Annotated in this window: 24 protein-coding genes and 1 riboswitch; of the genes, 9 read left to right on the top strand and 15 right to left on the bottom strand. The window is 69.2% G+C overall.

What is annotated here, in order from left to right:
• The first annotated feature begins 174 nt into the window (after window positions 1-174).
• Window positions 175-1611, top strand: a complete 1437-nt coding sequence (gene glnA / locus PQI66_RS04115; protein ID WP_339996262.1) for a type I glutamate--ammonia ligase — start codon at window positions 175-177, stop codon at window positions 1609-1611.
• A 75-nt stretch (window positions 1612-1686) separates the two neighbouring features.
• On the opposite strand, the gene PQI66_RS04120 is transcribed toward glnA, so the two are convergent.
• Both PQI66_RS04120 and PQI66_RS04125 read right to left on the bottom strand, forming a co-directional pair.
• Window positions 1687-2841 carry an acyl-CoA dehydrogenase family protein gene (locus PQI66_RS04120; RefSeq protein WP_339996263.1) on the bottom strand — a complete coding sequence of 385 codons (1155 nt, stop codon included), beginning with the start codon at window positions 2839-2841 and terminating at the stop codon, window positions 1687-1689.
• A gap of 12 nt (window positions 2842-2853) precedes the next feature.
• A complete protein-coding gene (locus tag PQI66_RS04125; RefSeq protein WP_339996265.1) occupies window positions 2854-4011 on the bottom strand; it encodes an acyl-CoA dehydrogenase family protein in 1158 nt (385 codons plus the stop codon).
• A 166-nt stretch (window positions 4012-4177) separates the two neighbouring features.
• Here PQI66_RS04125 and PQI66_RS04130 point away from each other — a divergent pair, with 166 nt between their 5' ends.
• Window positions 4178-4840, top strand: a complete 663-nt coding sequence (locus PQI66_RS04130; protein WP_339996267.1) for an NAD(P)H-binding protein — start codon at window positions 4178-4180, stop codon at window positions 4838-4840.
• Window positions 4841-4852: 12 nt separating this feature from the next.
• Window positions 4853-5362, top strand: a complete 510-nt coding sequence (locus PQI66_RS04135; protein WP_339996268.1) for a DUF4334 domain-containing protein — start codon at window positions 4853-4855, stop codon at window positions 5360-5362.
• A 22-nt stretch (window positions 5363-5384) separates the two neighbouring features.
• Here the strand turns inward: PQI66_RS04135 and thiE are convergent, their stop codons facing one another.
• Window positions 5385-6098, bottom strand: a complete 714-nt coding sequence (gene thiE / locus PQI66_RS04140; protein ID WP_339996801.1) for a thiamine phosphate synthase — start codon at window positions 6096-6098, stop codon at window positions 5385-5387.
• A 52-nt stretch (window positions 6099-6150) separates the two neighbouring features.
• A riboswitch (TPP riboswitch) is annotated at window positions 6151-6262 on the top strand.
• Between thiE and thiO the strand changes: the two genes are divergently transcribed.
• The 4 genes from thiO to moeB all read left to right on the top strand — a co-directional run bounded on the left by thiO (window position 6255) and on the right by moeB (window position 9650).
• The gene (thiO, locus tag PQI66_RS04145; RefSeq protein ID WP_339996269.1) at window positions 6255-7427 is read left to right on the top strand and encodes a glycine oxidase ThiO; all 1173 of its coding nucleotides are present in this window, start codon (window positions 6255-6257) and stop codon (window positions 7425-7427) included. It overlaps the preceding riboswitch by 8 nt.
• Complete coding sequence (thiS, locus tag PQI66_RS04150) at window positions 7424-7639, top strand: sulfur carrier protein ThiS (protein ID WP_339996271.1); 216 nt, start codon at window positions 7424-7426, stop codon at window positions 7637-7639. Before thiO ends, thiS begins: the two co-directional genes overlap by 4 nt.
• A 23-nt stretch (window positions 7640-7662) precedes the next feature.
• Window positions 7663-8457: a thiazole synthase gene (locus PQI66_RS04155; protein ID WP_339996803.1), complete on the top strand. Its 795-nt coding sequence runs from the start codon at window positions 7663-7665 to the stop codon at window positions 8455-8457.
• 20 nt (window positions 8458-8477) lie between these two features.
• On the top strand, window positions 8478-9650 hold the full coding sequence (gene moeB / locus PQI66_RS04160; protein WP_339996273.1) for a molybdopterin-synthase adenylyltransferase MoeB: 1173 nt from the start codon (window positions 8478-8480) through the stop codon (window positions 9648-9650).
• Here the strand turns inward: moeB and PQI66_RS04165 are convergent.
• From PQI66_RS04165 to PQI66_RS04175, 3 genes are read right to left on the bottom strand one after another with little or no spacing between them, the layout of a single operon-like run.
• Window positions 9636-9863, bottom strand: a complete 228-nt coding sequence (locus tag PQI66_RS04165; RefSeq protein WP_339996275.1) for a hypothetical protein — start codon at window positions 9861-9863, stop codon at window positions 9636-9638. The genes moeB and PQI66_RS04165 overlap by 15 nt on opposite strands.
• Before the next feature lie 56 nt (window positions 9864-9919).
• Window positions 9920-11221 (bottom strand): MFS transporter, encoded by a 1302-nt coding sequence (locus tag PQI66_RS04170; protein WP_339996277.1) that lies wholly within the window; start codon window positions 11219-11221, stop codon window positions 9920-9922.
• A 49-nt stretch (window positions 11222-11270) separates the two neighbouring features.
• Window positions 11271-12014 carry a sulfite exporter TauE/SafE family protein gene (locus PQI66_RS04175; RefSeq protein WP_339996278.1) on the bottom strand — a complete coding sequence of 248 codons (744 nt, stop codon included), beginning with the start codon at window positions 12012-12014 and terminating at the stop codon, window positions 11271-11273.
• 98 nt (window positions 12015-12112) lie between these two features.
• Here PQI66_RS04175 and PQI66_RS04180 point away from each other — a divergent pair, with 98 nt between their 5' ends.
• Window positions 12113-13444: a hypothetical protein gene (locus PQI66_RS04180; RefSeq protein WP_339996280.1), complete on the top strand. Its 1332-nt coding sequence runs from the start codon at window positions 12113-12115 to the stop codon at window positions 13442-13444.
• Here the strand turns inward: PQI66_RS04180 and PQI66_RS04185 are convergent.
• From PQI66_RS04185 to PQI66_RS04225, 9 genes are all read right to left on the bottom strand, one after another.
• Window positions 13368-14801: a PH domain-containing protein gene (locus PQI66_RS04185; protein ID WP_339996282.1), complete on the bottom strand. Its 1434-nt coding sequence runs from the start codon at window positions 14799-14801 to the stop codon at window positions 13368-13370. The genes PQI66_RS04180 and PQI66_RS04185 overlap by 77 nt on opposite strands.
• Before the next feature lie 14 nt (window positions 14802-14815).
• Window positions 14816-15277, bottom strand: a complete 462-nt coding sequence (locus PQI66_RS04190; RefSeq protein ID WP_339996804.1) for a PH domain-containing protein — start codon at window positions 15275-15277, stop codon at window positions 14816-14818.
• Between the two features lie 83 nt (window positions 15278-15360).
• Entirely contained in the window at window positions 15361-16596 is a 1236-nt protein-coding gene (locus PQI66_RS04195) for a fructosamine kinase family protein (RefSeq protein WP_339996284.1), read from the bottom strand.
• Window positions 16593-17300 carry a hypothetical protein gene (locus tag PQI66_RS04200; protein ID WP_339996286.1) on the bottom strand — a complete coding sequence of 236 codons (708 nt, stop codon included), beginning with the start codon at window positions 17298-17300 and terminating at the stop codon, window positions 16593-16595. Before PQI66_RS04200 ends, PQI66_RS04195 begins: the two co-directional genes overlap by 4 nt.
• 87 nt (window positions 17301-17387) lie before the next feature.
• Window positions 17388-18050 (bottom strand): biliverdin-producing heme oxygenase, encoded by a 663-nt coding sequence (locus PQI66_RS04205; RefSeq protein WP_339996288.1) that lies wholly within the window; start codon window positions 18048-18050, stop codon window positions 17388-17390.
• Window positions 18051-18129: 79 nt separating this feature from the next.
• Complete coding sequence (locus PQI66_RS04210; RefSeq protein ID WP_339996289.1) at window positions 18130-18963, bottom strand: heme ABC transporter ATP-binding protein; 834 nt, start codon at window positions 18961-18963, stop codon at window positions 18130-18132.
• Window positions 18960-20027, bottom strand: a complete 1068-nt coding sequence (locus PQI66_RS04215) for a FecCD family ABC transporter permease (RefSeq protein ID WP_339996290.1) — start codon at window positions 20025-20027, stop codon at window positions 18960-18962. The genes PQI66_RS04210 and PQI66_RS04215 overlap by 4 nt, the downstream gene beginning before the upstream one ends.
• Window positions 20028-20040: 13 nt before the next feature.
• Window positions 20041-23187 (bottom strand): bifunctional [glutamine synthetase] adenylyltransferase/[glutamine synthetase]-adenylyl-L-tyrosine phosphorylase, encoded by a 3147-nt coding sequence (locus PQI66_RS04220; protein WP_339996291.1) that lies wholly within the window; start codon window positions 23185-23187, stop codon window positions 20041-20043.
• 105 nt (window positions 23188-23292) lie between these two features.
• Window positions 23293-24639 carry a glutamine synthetase family protein gene (locus PQI66_RS04225; protein ID WP_339996292.1) on the bottom strand — a complete coding sequence of 449 codons (1347 nt, stop codon included), beginning with the start codon at window positions 24637-24639 and terminating at the stop codon, window positions 23293-23295.
• Between the two features lie 111 nt (window positions 24640-24750).
• Here PQI66_RS04225 and panB point away from each other — a divergent pair, with 111 nt between their 5' ends.
• A complete protein-coding gene (panB, locus tag PQI66_RS04230) occupies window positions 24751-25587 on the top strand; it encodes a 3-methyl-2-oxobutanoate hydroxymethyltransferase (RefSeq protein WP_339996293.1) in 837 nt (278 codons plus the stop codon).
• Window positions 25588-25595 lie beyond the last annotated feature (8 nt).

Consider the following 25595-nt stretch of genomic DNA (forward strand, 5'->3'; position numbering starts at 1 on the left):
GGGATCACCGGCATCGACCGTGGTACCGGCAGTTACACGCCGGTAACATTGGATTGACACTAGGGCAACAACCCCAGATTATGGTTGTTCACGACGCACCCGGGAGGGTGAATCCCCTCGTGAAAGACAACGGCACAACGAGTTGGGTCGAACATGACTGCAAGGAGTCCAGAAGTGGCATTTAAGACGGCCGAAGAGGTCACCAAGTACATCGCGGACAACGACATCGAGTTTGTCGACGTCCGGTTCACGGACGTACCCGGCGTGGAGCAGCACTTCACCATCCCCGCCTCCGCCTTCGACGAAGATGCCATCGAGACCGGCCTCGCCTTCGACGGATCGTCGGTGCGTGGGTTCACCACCATCGACGAGTCGGACATGAACCTGCTGCCCGACCTCGCGACCGCCAAGGTCGACCCGTTCCGCAAGACCAAGACGCTGAACGTGAAGTTCTTCGTCCACGATCCGTTCACCCGCGAGCCCTTCTCCCGCGACCCCCGCAACGTCGCGCGTAAGGCGGAGGAGTACCTCGCCTCCACCGGTATCGCCGACACCTGCAACTTCGGCCTGGAGGCCGAGTTCTACCTCTTCGACAAGGTCCGTTACTCCGCCGACCAGAACTCCGCCTTCTACGAGGTCGACTCCAACGAGGGGTGGTGGAACCGCGGCAAGGAGACCAACACCGACGGAACCCCCAACACCGGGTACAAGACCCGTGTCAAGGGCGGTTACTTCCCGGTCCCCCCGTACGACCAGACCGTCGACGTCCGCGACGAGATGGTGAAGAACCTCGCCGCCTCGGGCTACGATCTCGAGCGTTTCCACCACGAGGTGGGTACCGGTGGCCAGCAGGAGATCAACTACAAGTTCAACACCCTGCTGCACGCCGCCGATGACCTGCAGTCCTTCAAGTACATCATCAAGAACACCGCCGCCGCCCACGGCAAGTCCGCGACGTTCATGCCGAAGCCGCTCGCCGGCGACAACGGCTCGGGCATGCACGCCCACCAGTCGCTGTGGAAGGACGGCAAGCCGCTGTTCCACGACGAGGCCGGCTACGCGGGCCTGTCCGACCTGGCCCGCTACTACATCGGCGGCATCCTGCACCACGCCGGTGCAGTCCTGGCGTTCACCAACCCGACGCTGAACTCCTACCACCGCCTGGTCCCCGGCTTCGAGGCCCCCATCAACCTGGTGTACTCGCAGCGCAACCGCTCCGCCGCCGTCCGCATCCCGATCACCGGGTCCAACCCGAAGGCCAAGCGCCTCGAGTTCCGTGCCCCGGACCCCTCGGGCAACCCCTACTTCGGTATGGCCGCCATGATGCTCGCCGGCCTCGACGGCATCAAGAACCGCATCGAACCGCACGCCCCGGTCGACAAGGACCTCTACGAGCTTCCCCCGGAGGAGGCCGCGAGCATCCCGACGGCACCGACCTCCCTGGAGGCTGCGCTGCAGGCGCTGGAGGACGACAACGAATTCCTCACCGAGGGTGGCGTCTTCACCGACGACCTGCTGGAGACCTACGTCGCCTACAAGTACGACAACGAGATCTCCCCGTCGCGTCTGCGCCCGACTCCCCACGAGTTCGAGCTCTACTACGACTGCTAGTTCCCGCTCTCCGGCTCCGCGCACGAACGACCCCCGCCACCTCGTCGGTGACGGGGGTCGTTCGTGTGCAGAGTCTCAGCCGTAGACGTGGAGTTCGTTGTTCAGCAACGCACTCGGGGTCTCCAGCAGCGCGTCTGAGGCGACACCGGCTCCCCGCGCCTCCAGCACGCCTCCGTAGAGCTGTTGAAAACCGGTCAGCGCCGCAGCGTAGTGGCTCACGGCGGTCTCGTAGGTGACACCGATCCCGCCATGGAGCTGGACGGCCTCCTCCGCCACCACCCGTGCCTGACGTGCCAGGAAGACGAAGGAGTCGAGGGACGCCGCCTCCAATTCCTCCAGCACCAGGTCCGGGGACTGCGCCATGGCCGCGGCCCACAGCGCCGTCGACCGGGCGAGCTCGACATCGGCGTAGAGCTGCGACGCCCGGTGGGTCAGTACCTGGAAGGTGTTCAGGGTGACGCCGAACTGCTTACGGACCTTGAGGTAGTCCACGGTCTTGTTCAGGGCGCTGTCCATCAGCCCGACGGCCCTGCCGCCCTGCACCACCCGCGCCAGCGCCACGGCCCGACGCAGTGCGCGGTCGGTGTCGTCGGTGCTCCCTCCGAGTCGCTCCGCCGGGGCCTCACGGAAGGAGACCCGCCCGGTCGGCGACCACTCCGCATCCCGGTGCACCGTCACCTCGACCCCGTCGCCCGGGGTGACGAGGTAGACGCCGGGGGTACCGTCCTCCACGGCAGTGACGAGGAAGGCGTCGATGTCGGCGGGGGCGACCACGGCACATTTGTCGCCGGTGAGTCGACCGTCGGTGACGGTCGCGGCCCTGCCGTCAGCCCAGCCCGTCCCCTGTTCGGCGTGCGCGAGCGTCAGCAGCCGTTCGCCCGACGCCAGCTGCGGCAGCCAGGTCGACTTCTGTTCGCCGGAGCCGAGGTCCCCGAGCAACCAGGCGGGGACGTAGGCGAGGTCGGTGAGCTGTTCAGGTGCCGCCAGTCCCCCCAGCGCCTCCGCGGCCGCGTACGCCTCCCCGATGCCTGCACCGGCGCCGTCGTACTCCTCGTCGACGACCAGTGCCGTCACACCGAGGTCGGCCGCCTGTCGCCAGAGGTCGCGCCGGAACTCCAGGGCGGTGTCCGGTGCATCCGTCCCGGCGGTCGGGTCTCCGTCGGCACCCGCGAACACGCTCCGGACGGAGTCGGCGAGCATGCGCTGTTCGTCTGTCAGGGAAAGATCCATGTCGTGATGCTCCTAGAGTCCGAGAATGGCCTTGGCGATGACATTCGCCTGGACCTCGTTGGTGCCTCCGTAGATGGAGACCTTGCGGTTGTTCAGGTACTCGACGACAGGATCGCCGTAGACGCCGGAGCTCTCCCCCAGGATCTCCGCCGCGTCGCTGCCCAGCGCTTCGACAGCCAGGGCGTTGATCTCCTGGAGAAGCCTGCTGCCCTCGATCTTCAGCATCGAGGACACCGGGCTGGGCTTACCGTCCGCGCTGGAGGCGGTGACCCGCAGCTGAGTCGCCTCGACCGCCTTGAGCCGTAGCTTCACGTCGTAGAGACGGTTGCGGAAGATCGGGTCGTCGATCACCCGGCGCCCACCCGTGCTGCGCGTGGCCGCCATCTCCACCAGGTCGGCGTAGTGCCGCTGACTGGTGCCGACCTGGGTGATGCCGTTGCGCTCGTTGCCCAGGAGGAACTTGGCGTAGGTCCATCCCTTGTTCTCTTCACCGACGAGGTTCTCCACCGGAATCCTGACGTCGGTGAAGAAGAACTCGTTGACTTCGACGGACCCGTCGATGAGCCGGATCGGGCGTCGCTCGATCCCCGGGGTGTCCAGGTCCACCAGCAGGAAGGAGATACCCTGCTGGGGCTTGGGGGCGTCCGGGGCCGTGCGGGCGAGCAGGAACATCCACTCCCCGTACTGGCCGAGGGTCGTCCAGGTCTTCTGACCGTTGACCACGTAGTGGTCCCCGTCCCGCACCGCGGTGGTCTTCAGGCCGGCCAGGTCCGACCCCGCACCCGGTTCCGAGAACCCCTGCGACCACCAGATGTCGAGATTCGCGGTCTTCGCCAGGAAACGGTCCTTGATCTCGTCGCTGCCGAAGGCGGCGATGACGGGCCCCACCATACTGGTGTTGAACGCCAGCGGCTCCGGGACACCGGCCCGCTGGATCTCATTGGTGTAGATGTGGCGTTGAATGGGCGTCCAGTCCCGTCCGCCGTACTCCACCGGCCAGTGCGGCACCGCCACCCCGTGGCCGTTGAGGATGCGCTGGGAGGCGACGATGTCGTCACGGGTGACGTGTCCTGCCCGCATACGCGCGCGGATATCCGCTGGTACGTCGGCGAAAATAGTGCGGAGTTCGTCACGGAAGGCGACGTCCTCCCCGGAAAGCTCGAGATCCACGGGCACTGCTCCTCAACTATGTCTTGAATCACCATTCAGTTCTGACATGACACAGGTTACTACGTTTCTCCACACTCCGGGGAATAGACGGAGCGGTCCGCCCGTTGTTCCGGACAGACAGCGGCTGAGAGCCGACCTTCACCCACTCCCCCAGGAGGACGAGACCATGACGGACATTCTCATCATCGGAGGACACGGCAAAGTGGGGCTCCTCGCAGCCCCGAAACTGGTGTCCGGAGGCTTCACTGTCACCTCCCTCATCCGGAACCCCGACCAGGTCGCCGACATCGAGTCCCTCGGCGCCACCGCGCTGGTGAGGGACGTCACCCAGCTCACCCCCGGCGAGTGGGACGATCTCCTCGCCGGATACGACGTCGTCGTGTGGACCGCGGGCAACGGTGGCCGCGCCGGCGCCGACGTCACCTACGCCGTCGACCGCGACGCGGCCCTCGCCGTCATCGACTCCCTCGAGAGACTGCGCGACGCCGGTACCACGCCCCGCTACCTCAACGTGTCCTACGCCGGCGCACGCCACCACACCGTCCCCGAGTCCGACAGTTTCTTCGCCTACGCCGACGCGAAGAAGACCGTCGACGACCGTCTCGACGCCACCGCCGGGCTGGACTACCTCATCCTCGGGCCGGCGACGCTCACCGATGAGCCCGCCGAAGGAGCGGCCCCCGTCGCCGACGACCTCGACAGGTCGGACGCACACACCTCCCGTGAGCTCGTCGCCGACGTGATCGTCGAGTTCGCCGGCCGGGGGGACCTGGGCGGGCAGCGCACCGTTGAATTCGTGGACGGTTCCTCACCGGTCGACGAACTCTGACACGATGGGCTCATGCCCCAGGACGCTGAGCTCACCACGGCGCTGAGCCGGTTCGATGCACTGCCCGCGGTCACCACCGATGAGCTGGTGGGTCGGTGGCGCGGCTCCGAGGTCGCGACGGGACATCCTCTCGACGGCGTACTCGCCGCCGTGGGCTGGCACGGCAAGCGGTTCGACAGCGTCGACGACGGTCATCCGCTGATATTCGGCTCAGAAACGTCACTTTTCGCCGCGAACCCCGCGCTGGTGCCGATGTCCACCGGGATACGGCTCCGCTCCCTGGCCACGTTCGGACCCTTTCCTGCACTCCTGCGGGGTTATCTCCGGGCGACGGCGACGAAGCGTCCCCGGGCCCGTCTCCGGATGATGGAGTACCGCGGGGTGGTCAGCGCGACGATGGTCTACGACGACCTCCCCATCAACGACCACTTCCGGCGCGTCGACCCCAGGACGCTACTCGGTGTGATGGACTTCCGGCACACCCCGCGCCCGTATGTTTTCCTGCTGCACAGGGAAGACTGAACCAGTCCCCCGTGCACGACACTCACGTCCGGTCCGGAAGGGACGTCAGCTGCGTTCTCAGCTCTGAGGCGGCGTCGCGCGGGCTCCGCGCCTCGGTGACCGCCCGGACGACGACCGCACGCCGGGCGCCGGCGGCGAGGACGTCCGGCAGGGTGTCCCGGTTGACCCCGCCGATCGCGAACCACGGCTTCCCACCGGACTTCCCCCCTGCCCCGTCGCCCACCATGTCGGCGGTCCGGGACACAAACCCCAGCCCCGTCGCCGCACGACCCGGCTTCGTCGGCGTCTCCCACACCGGTCCCGTGCAGAAGTAGTCGAGATCGGTGTCGCGGGCCGCGGCCTCCGCCTGGTCGGAGGTGTGGGTCGACAACCCCAGGAGGACGTCCGGGCCCAGGAGCTCCCGGGCCTGCGCGATACCCAGATCATCCTGCCCGACATGGAGAATGTCGGCACCGACCAACGCGGCGATGTCCGCCCGGTCATTCACCGCGAACAGTGCGCCGTGCTCGGCCGCCACCTCCGCCAGCACCTCGATCGCGGCGATCTCGCCCGCGGTGTCCAGCGTCTTGTCACGCAGCTGGATGATGTCCACGCCCCCGTCGTAGGCGGCGTGGAGGAACTCCCGCAGGTCACCCTGCTCCCGGCGCGCCGGAGTGCAGAGGTAGAGCCGCGCAGCCCGGAGCTGTCGCCGGCGTCGGTCCCCGGGGGAGGTGCCCGATGCGCCAGGGGTGTGCATGAGAGGGGTGTGCGTGCGTTGATGTAGGTCCATGTGGTGTGATGGTAGCTGTTACGCGAACTACGGGAGCCCCTGATGCCGGGGCTGAGAGGACCGGAGCCACCGGTCGACCGTCGACACCTGATGCGGGTCATGCCGCCGGAGGAAAGAACGCACATGCCCGAGACTCTTGTCGTCGGTGCCGGGGTCACCGGGCTCAGTACAGCCTGGTACCTGCGGCGGGCCGGCCACGCCGTCACCGTCGTCGACCCGTCCCCGGGTGACGGGGCGAGTCACGCCGCCGCCGGGATGATCGCACCCGTCAGTGAAGTCGTCCACCGGCACGACGCGATCCGCCCGCTGATGCTCGCCTCAGCTGCGGCGTACCCGCGGTTCATCGCCGACCTCGAGCGGACCGTCGGGTATCCCGCCGGTTACCGGCCCACCGCCACGCTGGGTGTGGGGTCCACCCCCGGGGACATGGCGACGTTCCGGGACCTCGCCGAGGTCCAGCGCGCGTCCGGCATGACGGTGGAGCCCCTGGGTGTACGCCAGGCGCGCCGGAGGGAACCGTCCCTGGCACCCGGTATCTCGGGCGCCGTCCTCGTCGCCGACGACCACCAGGTCAATCCGCGCATGCTGATGGAGGCGCTCACCGCGGCCGTGTGCGCTCCCGCCGGTCCGGACGGGCCGCGGGGCAGGGTGGTCACCCGGCGTGTCCTCGGCGTCGTACGCGAGGGTGCCACGGTGACGGGCGTGCGGCTGGACGACGGCGGTGAGCTGCGTGCGGAGACCACCGTCCTGTGCCCGGGCCTCACGTTGGCTGATATCGACGGGCTCCCGGAAGCGCGATGCGTGCGACTGCGCCCGGTACACGGCGACATCCTGCGCGCGCGGGTGAGACCGGGACATCCCGGCCTGCTGGAGCACACGGTGCGTGGCCTGGTTGACGGTCGGCCGGTGTACCTCGTTCCCCGTGATGACGGAGAGATCGTCATCGGCGCCACGGAACGTGAGGACGGCTTCGACGGCGTCTCCCTCGACGGGGTGCACCAGCTCCTCCGGGACGCCCGGATCCTGGTCCCGGGGATAGCAGACCTCGAGCTCACCGAGATCCTGGCGCGGGCCCGCCCGGGGACGCCGGACGACCTGCCGTACCTCGGCGGCGTACCGGGTGTGGACGGTGTCGTCGTCTCGACGGGGTACTCCCGCCACGGGGTCCTGCTCGCTCCCCTGTGCGCCAGGCTCGCCACACTGCTGGTCACGGGGTCTCCCCCGGGCTGCCACGCAGCCGACCGCACGCCCGATGCCGCCCTGCTCGCCGCCACCTCCCTGGAAAGGACATCATGACCATCACCGTCAACGGAGAAGAACGCCGCCTCGATACCGCGGCGACGCTCGGTGACATCATCTCCGACCTCACCGGACAGAATCCGGACTCCGAGGAACTGGGCCTGGCCGTGGCGGTCGACGCAGCGATCGTCCCGCGCAGCCGGTGGTCCACCACCGACGTCCACGACGGTGCGGAGATCGAGATCATCACCGCCATGCAGGGAGGGTAGACACCGTGCCGACCCCACAGGACATGCTCACCGTCGGGACGTCCACGCTCACCTCGCGCCTGATCACCGGCACCGGCGGAGCAACGTCGCTGGAAGTACTGGAACAGGCGCTCACCGCGTCGGGGACGTCGATGACGACGGTCGCACTGCGCCGCTACAACCCCGCCACCGGGACGTCGCTGTTCGGTCTTCTCGACCGTCTCGGTATCGACGTCCTCCCCAACACCGCAGGCTGCTACACCGCCCGCGACGCGCTGCTCACCGCCCGACTGGGACGGGAGGCGCTCGGCACGACCCGGGTGAAACTGGAGATCCTCGCCGACGACCGGACGCTGCTGCCGGACGTCGTCGAACTCGTCGACGCCACCGAGACCCTCACCGCCGACGGGTTCGAGGTCTACGCCTACACCTCCGACGACCCCACCGTCGCCCGACACCTCGAGGCCGCCGGGGCGGTTGCGGTGATGCCGCTGGGGTCGCCCATCGGCACGGGCCTGGGAATCCTCAACCCCCACAACATCGAGATGATCTGCGACCGGGCAACCGTCCCGGTGATCCTGGATGCCGGCATCGGGACGGCGTCCGACGCGGCACAGGCGATGGAACTCGGCTGCGACGGGGTACTGCTGGCCAGTGCGGTCACCCGCGCCCAGGATCCCGCAGCCATGGCCGCCGCGATGCGGCACGCCGTCGAGGCGGGCCGCCTGGCACGACGTGCCGGACGGATCCCCCGGCGGCCGTGGACGCAGGGTGCCGTGGCGTCGTCGACCCCGGACGGGATGATCGGTCGCGCGGACCCGGCGGGGGCGGCGTGGTGAGCGCCGGGGTGAGCGGTCGGGTGACCGGCCCGCTCAGACTCCCCCTGGTCGAGCCGGCAACCGAACTCACCCCCGAGGAGTTGTCCCGGTACGCCCGGCACCTCACGCTCGACCGGATCGGCGTCGTCGGTCAGCGCCGGTTGAAGAATGCGCGCGTCCTCGTCGTCGGTGCGGGAGGATTGGGGTCGCCGGCGCTGCAGTACCTCGCCGCCGCCGGGGTCGGCACGCTCGGCATCGTCGACGACGACGTCGTGGAGGTGACGAACCTGCAGCGTCAGGTCATCCACGGTGTCGACTCGCTCGGCACGAGGAAGGTCGACTCCGCCGCCGCTGCCGTCGCCCGGATCAACCCCCTGGTCACCGTCGAACGCCACCCCGTGCGACTGGCCGCCGGCAACGTCACCGGACTCGTCGCCGGCTACGATCTCGTACTGGACGGGGCCGACAACTTCGCCACACGCTACCTCGTCTCCGACGCCTGCACCTTGACCTCCACGCCCTGTGTCTGGGGGTCGATCCTCCGCTTCGACGGACGGGTGTCGGTGTTCTGCTCGGGGCCCGCCCACGACGGCGTCACCTACCGGGACCTGCATCCGGACCTCCCGCCACCGGGTTCCGTCCCCAGCTGCGCCGCCGGTGGTGTCATCGGCTCGCTACCGGGAACCATCGGCTCCCTGATGAGCACGGAGGCGATCAAGCTGATCACCGGGTGCGGCAGGCCGTTGTACGGACGGCTCCTCCTCCACGACGGGTTGTCGATGACCTTCCGTGAACTGGGTATCACCATCGATACCGATGCTCCACCGGTGACGGCCGTGGAGGACATGGCCGACAGGGACCAGGTCTGCACGACCACCCCCCACCCGACGGTCTCTCCCGAGGAGCTTGACGCGCGCATGCGGGCGGGGGCTGTCCTCGTGGACGTCCGCGACGCCTGGGAACGCGAGATCGTCAGCATCCCCGGGTCCGTCGCCGTCCACCTGTCCGCGGTGGAGGAACTCGGCGTCGCAGCCCTCCCCCCGGCGCTGCGCAACCGCGACATCATCTTCCACTGCAAGTCGGGCGCCCGGTCAGCCCGTGCGATGGACGCCGTGGCATCCCATTTCGCCCGACGGGAGGATAACGTCGCTCATCTGGAAGGTGGGATTCTGGCCTGGGCGCATCAGATGCGGCCGGGGCTACCGACCTACTGACCGCGCGACGAGGTCCCGCACCGGGATGTTGAGCACCGCCCCCTGCGCGCCCACCGACAGGATCGAGAACGACGAGCCGACCGACGCCAGGGACATGAACGACCCCAGTGACACCGCCGACATCGACGACCCCGCACTGGCGAAGGAGGCGAACGAGGCCGCCGAGAACGCAGACAACGCGGAGAATGCCGAGCGCCGGCTCAGTGCGCTCAACAGGGAACGGTCAGAACGAAAACTCGCGATAGAGGATGCCACAGCGTTCTCCTACGTCACAGGTCGGCCCGGTTGTCCTCGACCATACGCCACCGCTGCATTGTCACCCTGCTGACCAACAGCCCGATGAACCCGACGACCCAGACCACGCCGAGCGCGCACCACGCGACCCGGAAATCGGCCCAGGTGTAGTCGCCACCGTCCGAGACGGCGTCGAGCACGAAACCGGCCGCCTGCGCAGCGACCATCGCTGCCAGGAATCCCCCCATGTTCGACAGGCCCGTCGCCGTGGCCGTGAAGCGACGGTCGACCTCCTCACGGACCGTGTCGAACCCGTAGTTCGCGGCAGGGGCCAGCGCCGGCACAATGACGTTGATGACCGCGACAGCGACGAAACTGCGCGGATCCGGCGACAGGAAGAACACGACCCACGATGCCGCGACGACCAGTGTCGCCACCATGACCACCTCGGGACGCCGACGGCCCGCCCGCGCCGAGATGACCCCCATCACCGGGCCGACGAGAACGCTGACGACCATGTTCACCACCAGGATCCCGGAGGCCTGTGACTCGCTCAGCCCCATTCCCAGGGTCATGAGCGGGACTCCCCAGAGCAGGGTGAACACCACCTGACTCATCAAGGTGAAGTGGATGAAGAAGCCGAGCCAGCAGGCGGGCTGGCGGACGACGAACGCCAGGGTGGCCCAGATGCCGGTCCGGTCGACGCGCCGCCCCGCGGCCGCTGCCGGCGTCGGCTCCGGTGAATCCGCGACGACGACCCAGGTGAGCAGCGCGACGAGCACACTGCCCGCCCCCAGCGACACGAACGCCGTCGACCATCCCTGGGCATGCAGCAGCATCGAGAACGGGACGGCCGACATGAACTGCCCGACATAGCCCAGTCCACCGGTGAGCTGGGTGAACACCGGTGTCTTCCGGATCGGGATCCAGGCCGGCAGGATCCGCATGACCGAGAGGAACGCCGTGGCGTCCGCGGTACCGACGATCACCCGCGCGAGAATCGCCACCGGGTAGGACGACGTCGCGCCGAGGACGACCTGGCCGACCCCCATCATCAGGGCACCGACGACGAGCATCCGGCGTGCCCCGAAGCGGTCGATGAGCATCCCCATCGGGATCTGGGCACAGGCGTACACCCCGACCTGGACCGACGTGAACACCGCAAGCCGGGAGGCGTCGATCTGGAAGTGGTCCAGCGCCTCGACTCCGGCGACCCCCATCGACGTACGCCCGGTGATCGCCAGGATGTAGGCGACGACACCGGCCGACCAGACCGTCAACGCCCGTCGGCTGAGACGGTCGGAAGGTACAGTTGCTTTTGCGGTGGAGGCGGGCACGTGTGCCCACCCTAGTCCCCGGCCGCCGACCGGCCCGTCCCTGCCCCGGTCAGAGCAGGGCCGCCACGCCCCGTACCAGAACGGTCACACCGCCGAGGCTGGCCATGGCCACGGCGAGCTTCCTGGCCCTCTCCCGGTCGATCCGTCGGCTGAACACCATGCCGAGGGCGATCCCGATGACCATCGCGACCACGGCGACCGGCCAGATCCCCCAGGGTTCGCTGGAGATGTCCCCGGCACCGGTGAGGTACTTGATGGCGAAACTGACGACGCCGGAGACGATGAACAACGGCTGCAGCGTCGCCGCGAAAGTCCGCTGGTCCCACCGGGACGCCTGGGCGTACACCGTGATGACCGGCCCGGCGACGCCGGCGAGGGTGTTGCTGAAACCACCGAGGACGCCGGCCGTGGCCGCCGGGAGTCTGCCGGAGACGGTGGGGATGAACCGCTTGCCGAAGGTCGTCACCCCCAACGCGACCAGCAGCAGTGCACCGACCACGATCTGCAGTACCGCCGGTGGCATCACGTGGATCAGCCACGTGCCCGGGACTGCCCCGAGCACCATCACGGAGCCGATCAGGGCGAACTTCCCCCAGTCGATGTCCCGGCGCACCGTCACGGTGGACATCGCCGCGTTGATCGCCGCCAGCGCATTGATCACCATGATGCCTTCGACCGGGCCGATGGCGATGCTGAGCACCGGGCCGCCGATCAGTCCGACCCCCATCCCGGAGACCCGCTGCATGCAGGACCCGATGAGGATCGTGACGAAGACCAGCACCATAAGTTCCATTCACAACAACCTATACGTTCCGGTGCCGTCGGCGGACGGGTGGGGCCACTGCGGCCTGGGGTCCGGGGGACGGAGCGTCTCCGATAGAATCCCTGGCTGTGACACCCCCGACGCCTCCCGCCCGCCCCACCCGTGCCGCCCGTCGTCGGCGCGCGTGGTCCCACCCTGTCGTCGTCGCGGTGGGGTGGGTCATCGCCCACCTGGCGCCTGTCTCCTGGATCGCCGCAGCGGGGACGTCGACCGGTGACGTCCGGTACTACTTCCAGGGACTCGCCGGCCTCGACCCGTCGGCGATGACCGAGTACCCGGAGGTCGGGACGTGGCCTGCACGCCTCGTCGAACGGATCGCCACGGTGGGCGGGCAGCGGACCGACGCCGCCTCCGAAGACGCGTTCGTCGTCGGTTTCGTCGCGTTGTCCGTCCTGGTGTCGGGGATCTTCACCTGGTACCTGTGGCGTGCTGCCCGCCACGGCGGCCCGTGGCCGGTGTGGTTCTGGATCCTGTTCGCCGGCCTCTCCGGACCGATCTTCCTCACCCGGCTGGACATCTTCCCCGGCCTGCTCGTGGCAGGATTCGCCGCCCTGTTGCTGGGCGGGTCCCGGTGGGCCCGGGTGGCGACGGCGTTACTGGCGGTGGCGACGATGATGAAGCTGTGGCCGGGTGTCCTGGGAGCCACGCTCGTCGGTGGAGCGCGTCGCACGGCGACATGGGTGCGGGTCTGCTGGTTCTTCGCCTCGCTGGTGGTGTTGTGCCTGGTCGTCGTCCTGGCCGGTGGCATGGACCGTCTTCTCTCCCCGCTGACCTACCAGGGGGACCGCGGTCTCCAGGTCGAGTCCATCGCGGCGACACCCTGGGTGTTCGCCGCCGCCCTCCACGCCGCTGTCGCTGGCGGGGCACCGGGCGCGGACGGCACCCCCTGGTCGATCAGCTACGCGAGCTCCAAGAGTTACGAGATCGTAGGCCCCGGTGTCGACGTCACGCTCACGGTGACGACGGTGCTGACGGCGGCGGCCATCGTCGCCGCCGTGGTCTGGGCCGTACGTCGGCTCCTCAGGGACGACTGGACCCCCGTGGGTGCGGTGGCGTTCAGTATGGCGCTGATCATGCTGGTGATCGTGACGAACAAGGTGTTCTCCCCGCAGTACCTCGCGTGGATCGCCCCCGTGACCGCCGTTGCCCTGCTGGTGTCACACGACCGGACGGTCCGCGTGATCGCGGCGTTGGTCCTGACAGCCGCAGCGCTGACCACGCTGGTGTACCCCGTCTTCTACGACTGGCTCGTCGTCACCCCGCCCTACCTGGTCGCCGCCGTCGCACTGGTCCTGCGCAATGTCACGGTGGTCGTCCTGGCCGTCACCTGTGTGAGGTGGGCCCGGGAAGCCGGCGCCCGCGCAACCGGGTCACCAGGTCGACCGCGTCGTCGGTGCTGAGGTCGCGCCCGGCCATGGACACCGGACCGGGGACCAGGTCGAACCGCACGCCCGCCACCCCGAGCATCCGTTGCGCCGGGCCGCGGTGATAGCTGAGTTCCTGGATGTGCGCCGGGGAGATCACCGCGACCACCCGACGGAACCGCCCACGACGGGAGACCACGGCCGTCACCTGTCCGTCACCGCCGGCGCGCGTCACCAGCGTGGTCCCCTGGCGGGTGCGGTCGACCGGTGACACCCACCGGGCACTCCGGGGGCTCAGGTACTGCCGGTTCCCCGGGACCGACCCGACCTCATGCCCCTGCGGGTGCGCCACCGCCTCGATCTCCGGAACAGTCAACGGGGTGAGGATCCCGAGGACATGCAGTGCGGTGGTCAGGTCACCGACCGGCAGGACGGTCGTCGTCGAGCCTGCCGAGTCGGACTCTGCACCGTAGCCGGCGACGTCAACCCGGACACGCCACCAGCCGAGGAGTCGCCAGGCCACCGGCTGGGAGACCTCGACGGCGTGGACGCGCTCCAGGGGCACTGACTGCCGTCGACGTTCAGTCAGCCCGAAGGTGATACCCAGGACGTCCCCGCTGAGATTCGCGGTGAAGCGCCAGCTGGTGTTCAGCACGCCCCAGACCCACGGCACGGCGCCGGCGACGACGGGCAGCAGAACCGCGAGGCCTGCCGGTGTCGCCGCTGCGACGGTGACGCCGGCGACCACCAGACCGGTGGCCCCGGAGAGCGCGGCGGCCACCAGGGACCGGGTGATCGGAATGGTGGGTACCACGATTCCGGCGGCGGTACCGATTCCGGCGGAGGCGGGTTCCCGGTCGGACTGGTCGTCGGCCTGCTCCGGGGTTCCCCGTACCAGGGCGAGCAGCCGACCCCGCAGGGCTTCGGCGTCCCGTCGCGTCAGGTACTCGACCCGGACCGAGCTGCCTGACCCGCCGGCGGTCTCGACCTTGACCCCGGCCAACCGGAAGAGGCGTGGCGCCAACGGTTCAACCAGGTCGACGGCCTGGACGCGGTCGAAGCGGGCGGTCCGCAGTTGGCGGGAGACCACGCCTCGTCGCACGGCGATCTCCTCGTCGTCGATCCGGTACCCGGTCGCCTTCCACCACGGCAGGGAGACGACCCAGCCGAGGAGAAAGACGACGGGGATCGCCACCAGGACGATCACGACGATCAGTCCGGTCGGCAGCGGCGAGTCGTCCAGCAGGTCACGCAATCTGCCCAGCGTCTCCGCCTGCTGCGCGGCCAGGACGGCGGCGAGGCCCACGAGAACCGCCCACATGCGCAGCAGCGGGCTCAGCGGATGGACCCGGTGCCAGGCGGCCCCGGCACTGTCGGGGGTCACGGGGGTCACGGGGGTCACAGGACTCACAGCCCGCTCATCCTCTCCCGGGCGGCGACGGCGAGCCGGTCGCGGAGGGCATCGGCATCGGCGGCGTCGAGCCCCACCACCGTCGAATCGCTGGTGGAGGAGGCGGTGTGCAGTTTGACCTGCTTCAGCCCGAAGGCACGTTCGACGGGTCCGGCGGTGACGTCGACGTACTGGATACGACCGTAGGGCACCACGGTGAATGTCCACCAGAGCCGCCCTTTGGCGATCAGCAGTTCATCCTCGGTCTCCACCCACCGCTTCCTCGCAGCCTGGGCAGGGATGAGCCAGACCTCCCACAGCAGCAGAACCAGGAGTACCGCGGCCACAGCCCAGAGCACCGCCGACAGTGTGCCTGCGGTGAGCACCGCCGCGACAACGGACCCGACCGCCGGGACAACCGTCCACGGCAGGTCAGACACGTAGCGGGCGGCGACATAGCGCGCAGACACCCGGTTCATGGAGTCGAGGACGGCCTGTGGTGACGTCTGGGGTGTGGGTCCCTCGGCGAACTGATCGGTCATGGCCCCAGTGTCGCACACTGCTACAGCGCGAGAACCTGCCGGACGGTGGCCGCGGTCTCGTCGACGTACCCGCCGCCGAAGACCGCGGCGTGGAGGTAGAGCACATGCAGCCGGTGCAGGGGCAGCAGCTCGCGCCACCCGTCCTGCAGCTGTGCCGCCTCAGCGTAGGCGTCGAGGATCCTGTCGAGGTGCGGGGCACCGAACATCGTCAGGAACCCCAGGTCAGTCAGTCCGTGACCACCGTGCGCGGAGGGGTCGATGAGCACAGCCCCGTCGGCGGCCCACATCAGGTTGCCGGACCACAGGTCGCCGTGCAGGCGTGCCGGGGGCCGGCCGTCGTCGAAGTCTCCGGCGGTGAGCCGCTCGAGCAACCGGTCCGTGCCCGGGATACCGCCCGGCACACCGTCGCGCACACGGCGTGCCAGCGGCGCGATGACGACGGCGGCGTAGTAGTCACCCCAGCTCGGCGTCGGTGCCAGCGGCAGGTCCAGCAGGCTGTCATTCGGTCCCTGGTACCCGCTGCCCTGCCAGCCGTCGGGTCCGGAACCGAAAGCGGGGGCTCCGCAGCGATGGGTGACCGCGAGCCGGCGTCCGAAGTCCTCGGCGGCCCGCACGTCCGGGGCGACCGGGGTCACCCGACGCAGGAGCAGGTCGCCCCTGCCCCGCCCCGATTCGGCAGGCATCCGGGCACGGACCCCGGCCACGGGGACCCCACCGGCCGCCGCGGCGGCGTCCAGCCAGTCCAGTCCGGCCTGCTCCCAGTCTCCGGGGCGCCCCGGATTGTGCTTTCGGTAGGACGCGGCGGGGACCGCGTCAGCCAACCGCGGGAACGTGGCGTGCATCAGCGGGGCCAGCGGGTACTCCGGATCATCGGGTGTGCGGTGAGGTGTGCCGACCGGCAGCCAGCGGGCGTCGGCGATCTCGGCCGCCGCCACCGGCTCCCCGGCCATGTCCCCCACGTGCAGGAACAGGTCGGCGGTGACGGTGTGTCCGGCCTCGTTGGCCGCCGGCGCCGTGAATGTTCCGGCGAAGCCCAGGGAGGAGCCGACGACGTGCACCCCGGTCTCCTCGGCAACCTCACGCACGGCGGCGTCACGGGCATGTTCGCCGGGGTCGGGCTTGCCACCGGGGAACTGGTAGAGGCGGGTACCGTGTTTGCGCACGGTCAGGACCTCCACGCCGCCAGGAACCTCCGGTGCGTCACGGAGGAAGGCGACGGCGCTGACCCGGATATCGTCGCCGACGGCCCCACTCACCGCAGGGCACGCCGGATCGTCGAGACCGTGACCGCGCAGCCGCTGTCCGCGTCCCGCTCGTGGTAGCCACGACAGACGTCCGCCCCGTGCTGCATCAACAGCAGCAGTGCCACGCTGAGTTCCTCCGAGAGCTGTTCAAGTGTTTCCTCGTCCTGCACGACCGCGGCCACTGCACCGTAGAGTGCACGTGGCTCCCCGCCCTGGGCCGCCGGCGCGGGACACGCACGGGACACCAGCAGCCGCAGGTAGGTGTGCGCGACCAGGCCGACGGTGTCACCCTTGTCCTGCAGTTCGGCGATGTGGCGGCGGAACTGCAGCATCGATGGCATGGTGACGTGGCGTTCGCGCCACCGGGCGGTGGCGTGGGCGCGGTCCAGTGCCCCGGAGAACTGGTCGGTGGCCGCGGCGAGCGCGGACAGCAGGGACGCCGCGGCCGCGGGGTCGATGTCCAGGCCGGGTGTGGCCAGTGCCGACCGCAGGATCCTCAGCCCCTCCCAGTGCTGTTCGAGGTAGGCCGCCCGTCCGGCGAACGGCAGCGTCCCGCCCGCCATCCGACGGAAGACGGTGGAACGGCGGACGCACTCCAGGGCGGAGTCTCCCGCGACGGTGAGCAGGCTGACGACCTCGGTGGTCCCGGGGCGTGACGCCCCGCCCTCGCGCCGGTCGTGAACGCCGGCGTGGGCGCTGGAGGTCTGCCGTTGCATGTCCGTCACCGTCCTTCGCTGCCGGGGTTGCGGGGTTTCCGCGGGAAAGAGGATCCTCCGAGGATCCACACGATCTGTGAGCCTACCCTAATTAAGCTGCGCAGGCCAGCGCGGTTCCAGTGCCCTGCGCAGTCCGTCGAAGACCCCGGAGTTGTAGGCGAACGCCTCCCGGGCCGCCAGCAGAAGTCGACGCCTCTCCCCGCCGTCCAGCTCCATCGCATCCAGGGCGCCACGGTAGGAGTCCCGGTAACGCTTGGGTTTGTCGATGTGAGGGAAGCGGTAGAAGGCCGTGGCCGACTCATCCACGCCGTAGTGACGCGTCATGAGTCGGCCGATGACCTGACCGCCCGCCAGATCACCCAGGTAGCGGGTGTAGTGGTGGGCGACGAGTGCCGGGACGTCACGTTCCCGGCCGATGCGCTGCAGTTCGGCGACATACGCGGCCGTCTCCGGCAGCGGAGCGGCGTCCACGGTGCCTCCGAGCGCCCGGAGGTCCTGCCGCAGGACCTCACGGCGGTCCAGCAGCCGGTCCGCGACCGCGCCCAGCCGGGAGTCACCCGCGCAGGCGTCGACCGCATCCTCCAGAGCCGAGTAGAACAGGTAGGCCTGCTCCTGGAACGCCACGAAAGCCGACACATCCAGACTTCCGTCCAGCAGCCGCTCCATGAACACGGAGTGCTCCGCGTCCTCATGGGCCTGCCGTGTCTCCTCGCGGAGTTGCTCGGAGAGCAGGGTGGTCGTTGTCGCCATCGTCTGCCTTCCCGTTCCTGTCCTCGGATGTTCGCGTTCGGTCAACATCGTGTACAGGTCATGCTAACAATGGAGACCCTTACTTCGGATCATCCGAAAGATTGATCGGCGTCGGGCGGATCCACAACTCCTCGCCGACACCGTCGACGCTCACCGGCCATCCGTAGACCCCCGACAACCGTTCCGCGGTGCACACCTGCGCCGGGGTCCCGACCGCCTGGATGCGTCCGTCTCCGAGCAACGCCAGCCGGTCGCAGTACCGGGCCGCCAGATTCAGGTCGTGGAGAACCACGATGACCCCCACTCCCCCGGCGGCGGTACGTCGCACCGAGCACATCGTGCGTTCCTGATGCCCGATGTCCATAGCCGCGGTCGGTTCATCCAGCAGCATGCACCGGGCCTGCTGCGCCATCACCCGGGCGAACGCCACCCGGGCCCGTTCGCCGCCGGACAGCGTCGTCACGTCACGGTCCTGCATCTCCAGCATGCCGACGTCGCGCAGGCAGTCGTCGACGAGCGCACGGTCGGTCCCGCGGTCCTCACGTTCATTCGTCCCGCGTCGGCCCGTCCACGCTGACCGGCCCATCTCCACGACATCGCGGACCAGGTGGGCGAAGGACACCCGGGAGTCCTGCAGCATCACCGAGCGCACCCGGGCAGCCTCGCGTACCGCGTAGTCCCTGTAGGCGCGCCCCGCCAGCAGCACCTCACCGGCCACCGGGTCCGTGTCCCCGGACAGGGCCGCCAACAGCGTCGACTTGCCGGCGCCGTTCGGCCCGATCAGACCGAGCACCTCTCCGGCGTGCACCTCGAGGTCCACACCGTGGAGGATCTCGGTCCCGGGCCCGAGGTGCCGGGCACCACCGACGGCGACAACCACGCCCCGCGCAGAGAGAATCACCTCAGCGGTCATCCCACGACACCGCCCCTCTTCAGCATGCGACGCAGCAGGATGAAGAACGTCGGCCCACCGACCAGCGCGGTGAAGATCCCGATCGGCAGGTCGGCGAACGCGATCATCGTGCGCGACGCCAGGTCGGCGAGCAGCAGCAGCACCGCCCCTCCCAGCGCCGACAGCGGCACCAGCCACCGGTTCGCCGGCCCGGTGACCTGGCGCAGGATGTGCGGGACGATCAGGCCGACGAAGCCGATGATGCCGGCGAAACTCACCGCCAACGCCGCGAGTGCCGTCGACAACCCGATGATCACCACCCGCATCACGGCCACGTTCACCCCGGCATGCCCCGCGGCCCGCTCGCCGAGGCTGAGGACGTCCAGGCGTCCCGCGATGAGCAGTGCCCCGAGCAGACACAGGACGACCGGCAGCGCCACCACGGCGACCTGGTTCCACTGGGCGCCGTTGAGCGACCCCATCTGCCAGAAGATCACCTGTTCGCGTGACGACGTCGGGGCCAGGAAGACCAGGAAGGAGATCGCCGCACCGGCCACCGCGTTCACCGCGATCCCGGTGAGGATCAGTGTCAGGACACGGACCTCCCCGTTGATCGACGCCAGCCGGTACACCGCCACGGTGGTGACCACCCCGGCGGCAAACGCGAGCACCGGCACCGTAGCGGCCCCCAGCACCGAGATGTTCAGCACGATCGCCGCCGCTGCACCGACACCGGCACCGGAGGTGACCCCGATGACGCTGGGCTCGGCCAGCGGATTGCCGAACAACCCCTGCAGCAGGGTGCCGGCGACGGCGAGCGCGGCCCCCACCAACAGGCACAGCACGATCCGCGGCAGGCGGATCTGCCACAGGACGTTCGCGGCGCGTACCGCCTCACCGGCGCTGTCCACGTCGCCGGGGCCACGTCCGCCCAGCCCTCGCATCAACGCCGACCAGACCTCGCCCGGGGTCAGGGTGAACTGCCCGAGGACGAGATTGACCCCGACCGCCGCGACAAGCAGCACCACCAGGACCGTCAGGGTGGTCAGTCGTGTTGCACGACGACGTGTGAGGGTGTCGGTCATCCCTCCGGTCCCCCTAATCGCCGAACTCCGCGTCCGTGACTTCCTCGCCCCAGAACACCCGGTCGACCACCCGTCGCGCCCGCCGGGTCGACTTCAGGTAGTCGTCGAGGAAGCCCTGGGAATCCTCGGGGTCCCAGTTCGCCGCCGCGGCGATGTTGGCCAGCTGCGGTCCCGGACCCGGGAGCTGGTCACGTCGTTTGGCGTCGGCGAGGATGATCGCGTTACGGGCACGGGTGGCCACGATCCAGGCGTCCCGCAGGGTGTCCACGTCCGCCTCCGACAGCAGACCGGCGACCCGGATCTCCTCGAGGACCTGCAGCGTGGAGGTGTTGTGCAGGTTGTCGATCCGGTGGCAGTTCTGCATGGTCAGCAGCTGGACGGTCCACTCGATGTCGGCGAGTCCACCGCGGCCGAGTTTGGTGTGGGTGTAGCGGTCGGCGCCGCGTGGCAGCCTCTCCCCGTCGACCCGGGCCTTCATCCGACGCACCTGCTGAACCGTGGTCCGGTCCACGCCGCCCTCCGGGTAGCGGAACGTGTCGATCGTGCGCAGGAAACGGATGCCGAGGTCCTTGTCCCCGGCGATCCACGTCGCGCGCAGCAGGGCCTGGAACTCCCAGGTCTCCCCCCAACGTTCGTAGTAGGCGCGGTACGACTCCAGCGTCCGCACCGTCGGACCGCTGCGCCCCTCCGGTCGCAGATTCAGGTCGACCTCCAGGGGAGGGTCCTGCGACGGACGCGACAGCCGGGTCCGGAGCCGCTTGGCGATACCGCTGGCCCAGGTCACCGCATCCTGGTCGGTGCCACCCTCACCGTCCCCGTCCGCGTCGAACGGCTCGGCAGCGTCGGTGCCGTCGGTGCCGTCGGTGCCGTCGGCTGCCTCCGGCACGGGTTCGCACACGAACATCACGTCGGCGTCCGAGCCGTAGCTGAGCTCGGCCCCGCCGAGCCGCCCCATACCGATGACGCTGATCAGGGCGGGGGCGTTGCGGTGGTTCTCGTCCTCCCAGGCCCGGATCTCCGCACGCAGGGCCGCCTCGAGCACCGCGTCCCAGATCATCGACAACGACCGGCACACCTCAGGGGTGTCGATCATTCCCAGCAGGTCGGCAGACGCGATCTTCGCCAGTTCCGTCCGACGCAGCGAGCGTGCGACGGCGATCGCCGCGTCCGGGTCACGGTGGCGTCCGGCGGCAGCGACGAGCGAATGACTGATGACCGCGGCGTCCTTCTCCAGCAGCTTCGGGCCGTTCGCCCCGTCGGAGAGCATGCGCACCGCGTCTGGCGAGGCGATGAACAGGTTGGCGATGTACGGCGATGTCCCCAGGATGCGCATCAGACGCTTGCCCACGATGTTCTCGTCGCGCAGCAGGCGCAGGAACCAGGACCGGTCGAACGCCGCCTCCGACAGCTTCCGGTAGGCCAGCAGCCCCGCGTCGGGGTCGACGGTGTCGGACAACCACTCCATCAGCGACGGCAGGATCATCGCCTGGATACGGTCCTTGCGGGTCGTCCCCGACGCCAGCGCCGACAGGTGGTCCATCGCCCGCGACGGGTGCAGGTAGCCCAGGGCGGCCAGCTGGCGCTCCGCCGCCTCCGGGGTGAGCCGCAGTGCGTCGACGGGCATGGTGACCACCGAGGACAGCAGCGGACGGTAGAACAGCTTGTTGTGCAGCTGGCGGATCTGGGTACTGACCTTGCGGACCTTCGCCGACAGGGCGGCGTCCGCGCCTTCCTGGCCGTCGCTCCGCACCCCGGCGGTCCGTGCCAGGCGGAGACGCCCCGCCTCGTCGTCCAGCGCCGGCAGCGCATGGGTACGCCGCAGGTGCTGGAGCTGCAGACGGTGCTCGAGCAGACGCATGTACTCGTAGCAGGCGATGAGGATCTGCCCGTCCTCCCGGCCGACGTATCCGCCGTCGACCAGTGCGTTGAGCGCCTTGACGGTGGAACGGACCCGCAGCGACTCGTCGACGCGTCCGTGCACCATCTGCAGCAGCTGGATGGCGAACTCCACGTCGCGCAGGCCGCCGGGACCCAGCTTCAGCTCCAGGGGAAGCAGGTTGTCCGGGACGTTGTCGATCACCCGGCGACGCATCGCCTGGACGTCCGGGACGAAGTCCTCCCGCTCCGCGGCGCTCCACACCATGGGCGCGAGTTGCTCGACGTACTCACGCCCGAGGTCAAGGTCACCGGTCATCGGGCGTGCCTTCAACAGCGCCTGGAACTCCCAGGTCGACGCCCACCGACGGTAGTAGGTCAGGTGCGACTCCAGTGTGCGTACCAGTGCACCGTGTCGCCCCTCCGGCCGCAGGGCCGCGTCAACCTCGAAGAACACCCGACACCCGATGTTGATGAACTCCCCGGCCAGACGCGTCGTCTGGGCGTCGGCGGGTTCGGCGACGAAGATGACGTCGACGTCCGAGATGTAGTTGAGCTCGCGTGCCCCGCACTTGCCCATCGCCACCACCGACAGTTTCGCCGGCACCGGCCCGGAGGGGTACACCGTCGCCGTGGCCACCGCGAGCGCCGCGGTGAGCGCGGCGTCGGCGGCGTCGGCCAGTCGCTCGGTGAGGACCTCGAAGGCCAACGGGTCGCCGGGGGACTCACGCCCGCTGAACGTGTCCGCCAGGTCGATGGCGGCGATCCGCGCGAGGATCGTCCGGTAGGCCGTGCGCATCGCCCGGTCGGCGTCCACCCCGGTCACCGTGGCACGGTACAGCAGTGAATCCCCGTCGTGACCGTCCACTCTCTCGGCGCCGACGGCCCCGGTGAGCGCCCCCATGATCTCGTCCCTGCCGGGCAGCTCCCCGGCGAGCGCCGGCCAGATCCCCGGGTTGGCGACCACATGGTCCCCCAGCAGCGTCGACCCTCCCAGCAGCGCGAGCAGACGCGTCCGGAAGTCGGCGTCGGCGTCGATCATGGCCAGCAGCGAGGCCGACGACGCCTCGCCGTCCACACCGTCGCGGTCGAGGGTCTCGACGAGGCGGACGACCGCATTCAACGCACGGTCAGGATCCCCCGTCGACGCCAGCACCGACAGCACCTCACGGTGGTCCTCGTCGTCCCACCCGAGTGTCGCGAGGTCCTCCCCCGCCGTCGGCCTGGTCAGCCCCAGCGACACCGGGGAAGGAACTCGACGACGGGTGGTTCGCGGCTGATTCACCGGGGACTCAACTCCTGGGACTGTGGCATCGTGGTGCGGCACCGTGTCGGGGCCGTGTGACTCCGTCCCATCGTAGTGGATGCCGGGGAGGGCGACACCGGGGTGTCAGAACTCCAGGTTGTGCGCCAACTCCCACGGTGTGACCTCTGCCTGATAGGACTTCCACTCCTCCCACTTGTTGCGCAGGAAGTACTCGAAGACGTGCTCGCCGAGCGCGTCGGCGACAAGTTCGGACTTCTCCATCTCGCGCAGTGCGAGGTCCAGGTCCGTGGGCAGGTCCTTGTAGCCCATGGCCATGCGTTCGCGCCGGGTCATACCCGCCACGTCCTCCTCCACCGGCGGGTGGAGCTCATATCCTTCGCGGATGCCCTTGAGGCCGGCGGCGATCAGCACGGCGTAGGTCAGGTACGGGTTCGCCCCGGAATCAGGCGTGCGGATCTCCACCCGCCGCGACGACGGCTTGTGCACGGTGTACATCGGGACACGGATCATCGCCGAGCGGTTGGACGCTCCCCACGTCGCCGCCGTGGGCGCTTCAGCCCCACTGGTCAGACGCTTGTAGGAGTTGACCCACTGGTTGGTCACCGCAGAGATCTCCGGGGCGTGCTCCAGGATCCCGGCGATGAAGGACTTCGCGGTGCCGGACAGGTAGAACTGGTCGTCGGGATCGTGGAAGGCGTTGTTCTCCCCCTCGAACAGCGACATGTGGGTGTGCATCGCCGAGCCGGGGTACTCCTGGAACGGCTTGGGCATGAAGGTCGCCCGCACGTTGTTCCGGGTGGCGACCTGCTTGACCATGTAGCGGAAACTCATCACGTTGTCCGCCATCGACAGGGCGTCGGCGAACCGCAGGTCGATCTCCTGCTGGCCGGGGCCCGCCTCGTGGTGGGAGAACTCCACCGAGATACCCATCGACTCCAGCGCCGAGATCGCGTCCTGGCGGAACAACGGTGCGGCGTCGGTGACCGCCTGGTCGAAGTATCCGCCGGTGTCCGCGGGAACCGGACGCCCGTCCGGGCCGGTGCCGTTCTTGAGCAGGAAGAACTCGATCTCCGGGTGGACATAGCACGAGAAACCCTCGTCGGCGGCGCTGTTGAGCTGGCGGCGCAGCACCTGACGCGGATCCGCCCAGCTCGGCTCGCCGTCGGGCATGGCGATGTCGCAGAACATCCGCGCGGTGAGCACCTGGTTGTCACCACCGGCGGTGTCCAGCGGAAGGATCTGGAACGTCGACGGGTCCGGCTTGGCGATCGTGTCGGACTCCACGACACGGGAGAAGCCCTCGATCGAGGAGCCGTCGAATCCGATCCCCTCGGCAAACGCCCCCTCAAGTTCGGCCGGGGCGACGGCGACCGACTTCAGGTACCCCTGGATGTCCGTGAACCAGAGACGGACGAAGCGAATGTCCCGTTCCTCAAGGGTGCGGAGGACGTATTCCTGTTGGCGACTCATGGCCCCCATCGTAACGCCCGTCCCGGACCGCAGCCCCTTTTTCCCGGCCCGACGGACGGGTTGTTACACATCGTTAACACCTGCCCGTCTGACGTGGCACAATGTCGTGACATGGCTGACAAGACAGAGACCACCGGATACCTCGCCCCGACCCGCCAGGTCCGCATCGGCGACCTGCGCAAGCGCAAGGGATCAGGCGACAAGTGGGCGATGCTCACCGCCTACGACTACTCCACCGCCCGGGCGTTCTCCGACGCCGGCGTCGAATGCCTGCTGGTGGGCGACTCCGCCGCCAACGTGGTCTTCGGGTACCCCCAGACCCAGCAGATCAGCCTGGACGAGATGGTCTACATCGCCGCCGCCGTGGTCCGTGGCGCAGGCAACGCGCTGGTCGTCGCGGACCTGCCCTTCGGCACCTACGAGGCCTCCGACGAACAGGCCGTCCACTCCGCGGCGGAGATGATGCGGCGTTCGGGTGCCGCCATGGTCAAGATCGAGGGTGGGGTGCGCATCGCCCCGCGGATCCGGGCGCTGGTGGCCGCAGGTATCCCGGTCTGCGCACACATCGGGTTCACCCCGCAGTCCGTCAACGCCCTGTCCGGTTTCAAGGTCCAGGGGCGCGGAGACGCCGCCGGGCAACTGCTCGCCGACGTCCGTGCCGTCGCCGACGCCGGTGCGGACTTCGTCGTCCTGGAAATGGTGCCGGCGGAGGTCGCCGCCCGTGCCACCGAGTCCGTCGACATTCCCACCGTGGGCATCGGCGCCGGTCCGGACACTGATGCGCAGGTGCTGGTCTGGCACGACATGGCCGCGCTGCCCGCCGACGGGCACCGCCCGAAGTTCGCCAAGCACTGGGCGCAGGTCGGCGAGGACCTCACCGCCGCCGCAGCCGCCTACAAGCGTGAGGTGGCGGAGGGGACGTTCCCCGCCGCCGAACACTGCTTCTAACCGGTGCC

It is taken from the genome of Corynebacterium sp. USCH3 (assembly GCF_037619475.1).
Lineage (GTDB): Bacteria > Actinomycetota > Actinomycetes > Mycobacteriales > Mycobacteriaceae > Corynebacterium.

Excerpts from the sequence above, each read along its gene's own strand:
- PQI66_RS04215 (WP_339996290.1), bottom strand. The coding sequence starts at position 20,027 with ATGACCGACACCCTCACACGTCGTCGTGCAACACGACTGACCACCCTG.
- PQI66_RS04205 (WP_339996288.1), bottom strand. The coding sequence starts at position 18,050 with ATGGCGACAACGACCACCCTGCTCTCCGAGCAACTCCGCGAGGAGACA.
- PQI66_RS04130 (WP_339996267.1), top strand. The coding sequence starts at position 4,178 with ATGACGGACATTCTCATCATCGGAGGACACGGCAAAGTGGGGCTCCTC.
- thiO (WP_339996269.1), top strand. The coding sequence starts at position 6,255 with ATGCCCGAGACTCTTGTCGTCGGTGCCGGGGTCACCGGGCTCAGTACA.
- PQI66_RS04120 (WP_339996263.1), bottom strand. The coding sequence starts at position 2,841 with ATGGATCTTTCCCTGACAGACGAACAGCGCATGCTCGCCGACTCCGTC.
- PQI66_RS04190 (WP_339996804.1), bottom strand. The coding sequence starts at position 15,277 with ATGAACCGGGTGTCTGCGCGCTATGTCGCCGCCCGCTACGTGTCTGAC.
- PQI66_RS04155 (WP_339996803.1), top strand. The coding sequence starts at position 7,663 with ATGCTCACCGTCGGGACGTCCACGCTCACCTCGCGCCTGATCACCGGC.
- PQI66_RS04225 (WP_339996292.1), bottom strand. The coding sequence starts at position 24,639 with ATGAGTCGCCAACAGGAATACGTCCTCCGCACCCTTGAGGAACGGGAC.
- PQI66_RS04135 (WP_339996268.1), top strand. The coding sequence starts at position 4,853 with ATGCCCCAGGACGCTGAGCTCACCACGGCGCTGAGCCGGTTCGATGCA.
- PQI66_RS04210 (WP_339996289.1), bottom strand. The coding sequence starts at position 18,963 with ATGACCGCTGAGGTGATTCTCTCTGCGCGGGGCGTGGTTGTCGCCGTC.
- thiS (WP_339996271.1), top strand. The coding sequence starts at position 7,424 with ATGACCATCACCGTCAACGGAGAAGAACGCCGCCTCGATACCGCGGCG.
- panB (WP_339996293.1), top strand. The coding sequence starts at position 24,751 with ATGGCTGACAAGACAGAGACCACCGGATACCTCGCCCCGACCCGCCAG.
- thiE (WP_339996801.1), bottom strand. The coding sequence starts at position 6,098 with ATGCACACCCCTGGCGCATCGGGCACCTCCCCCGGGGACCGACGCCGG.
- PQI66_RS04175 (WP_339996278.1), bottom strand. The coding sequence starts at position 12,014 with ATGGAACTTATGGTGCTGGTCTTCGTCACGATCCTCATCGGGTCCTGC.
- PQI66_RS04200 (WP_339996286.1), bottom strand. The coding sequence starts at position 17,300 with ATGCAACGGCAGACCTCCAGCGCCCACGCCGGCGTTCACGACCGGCGC.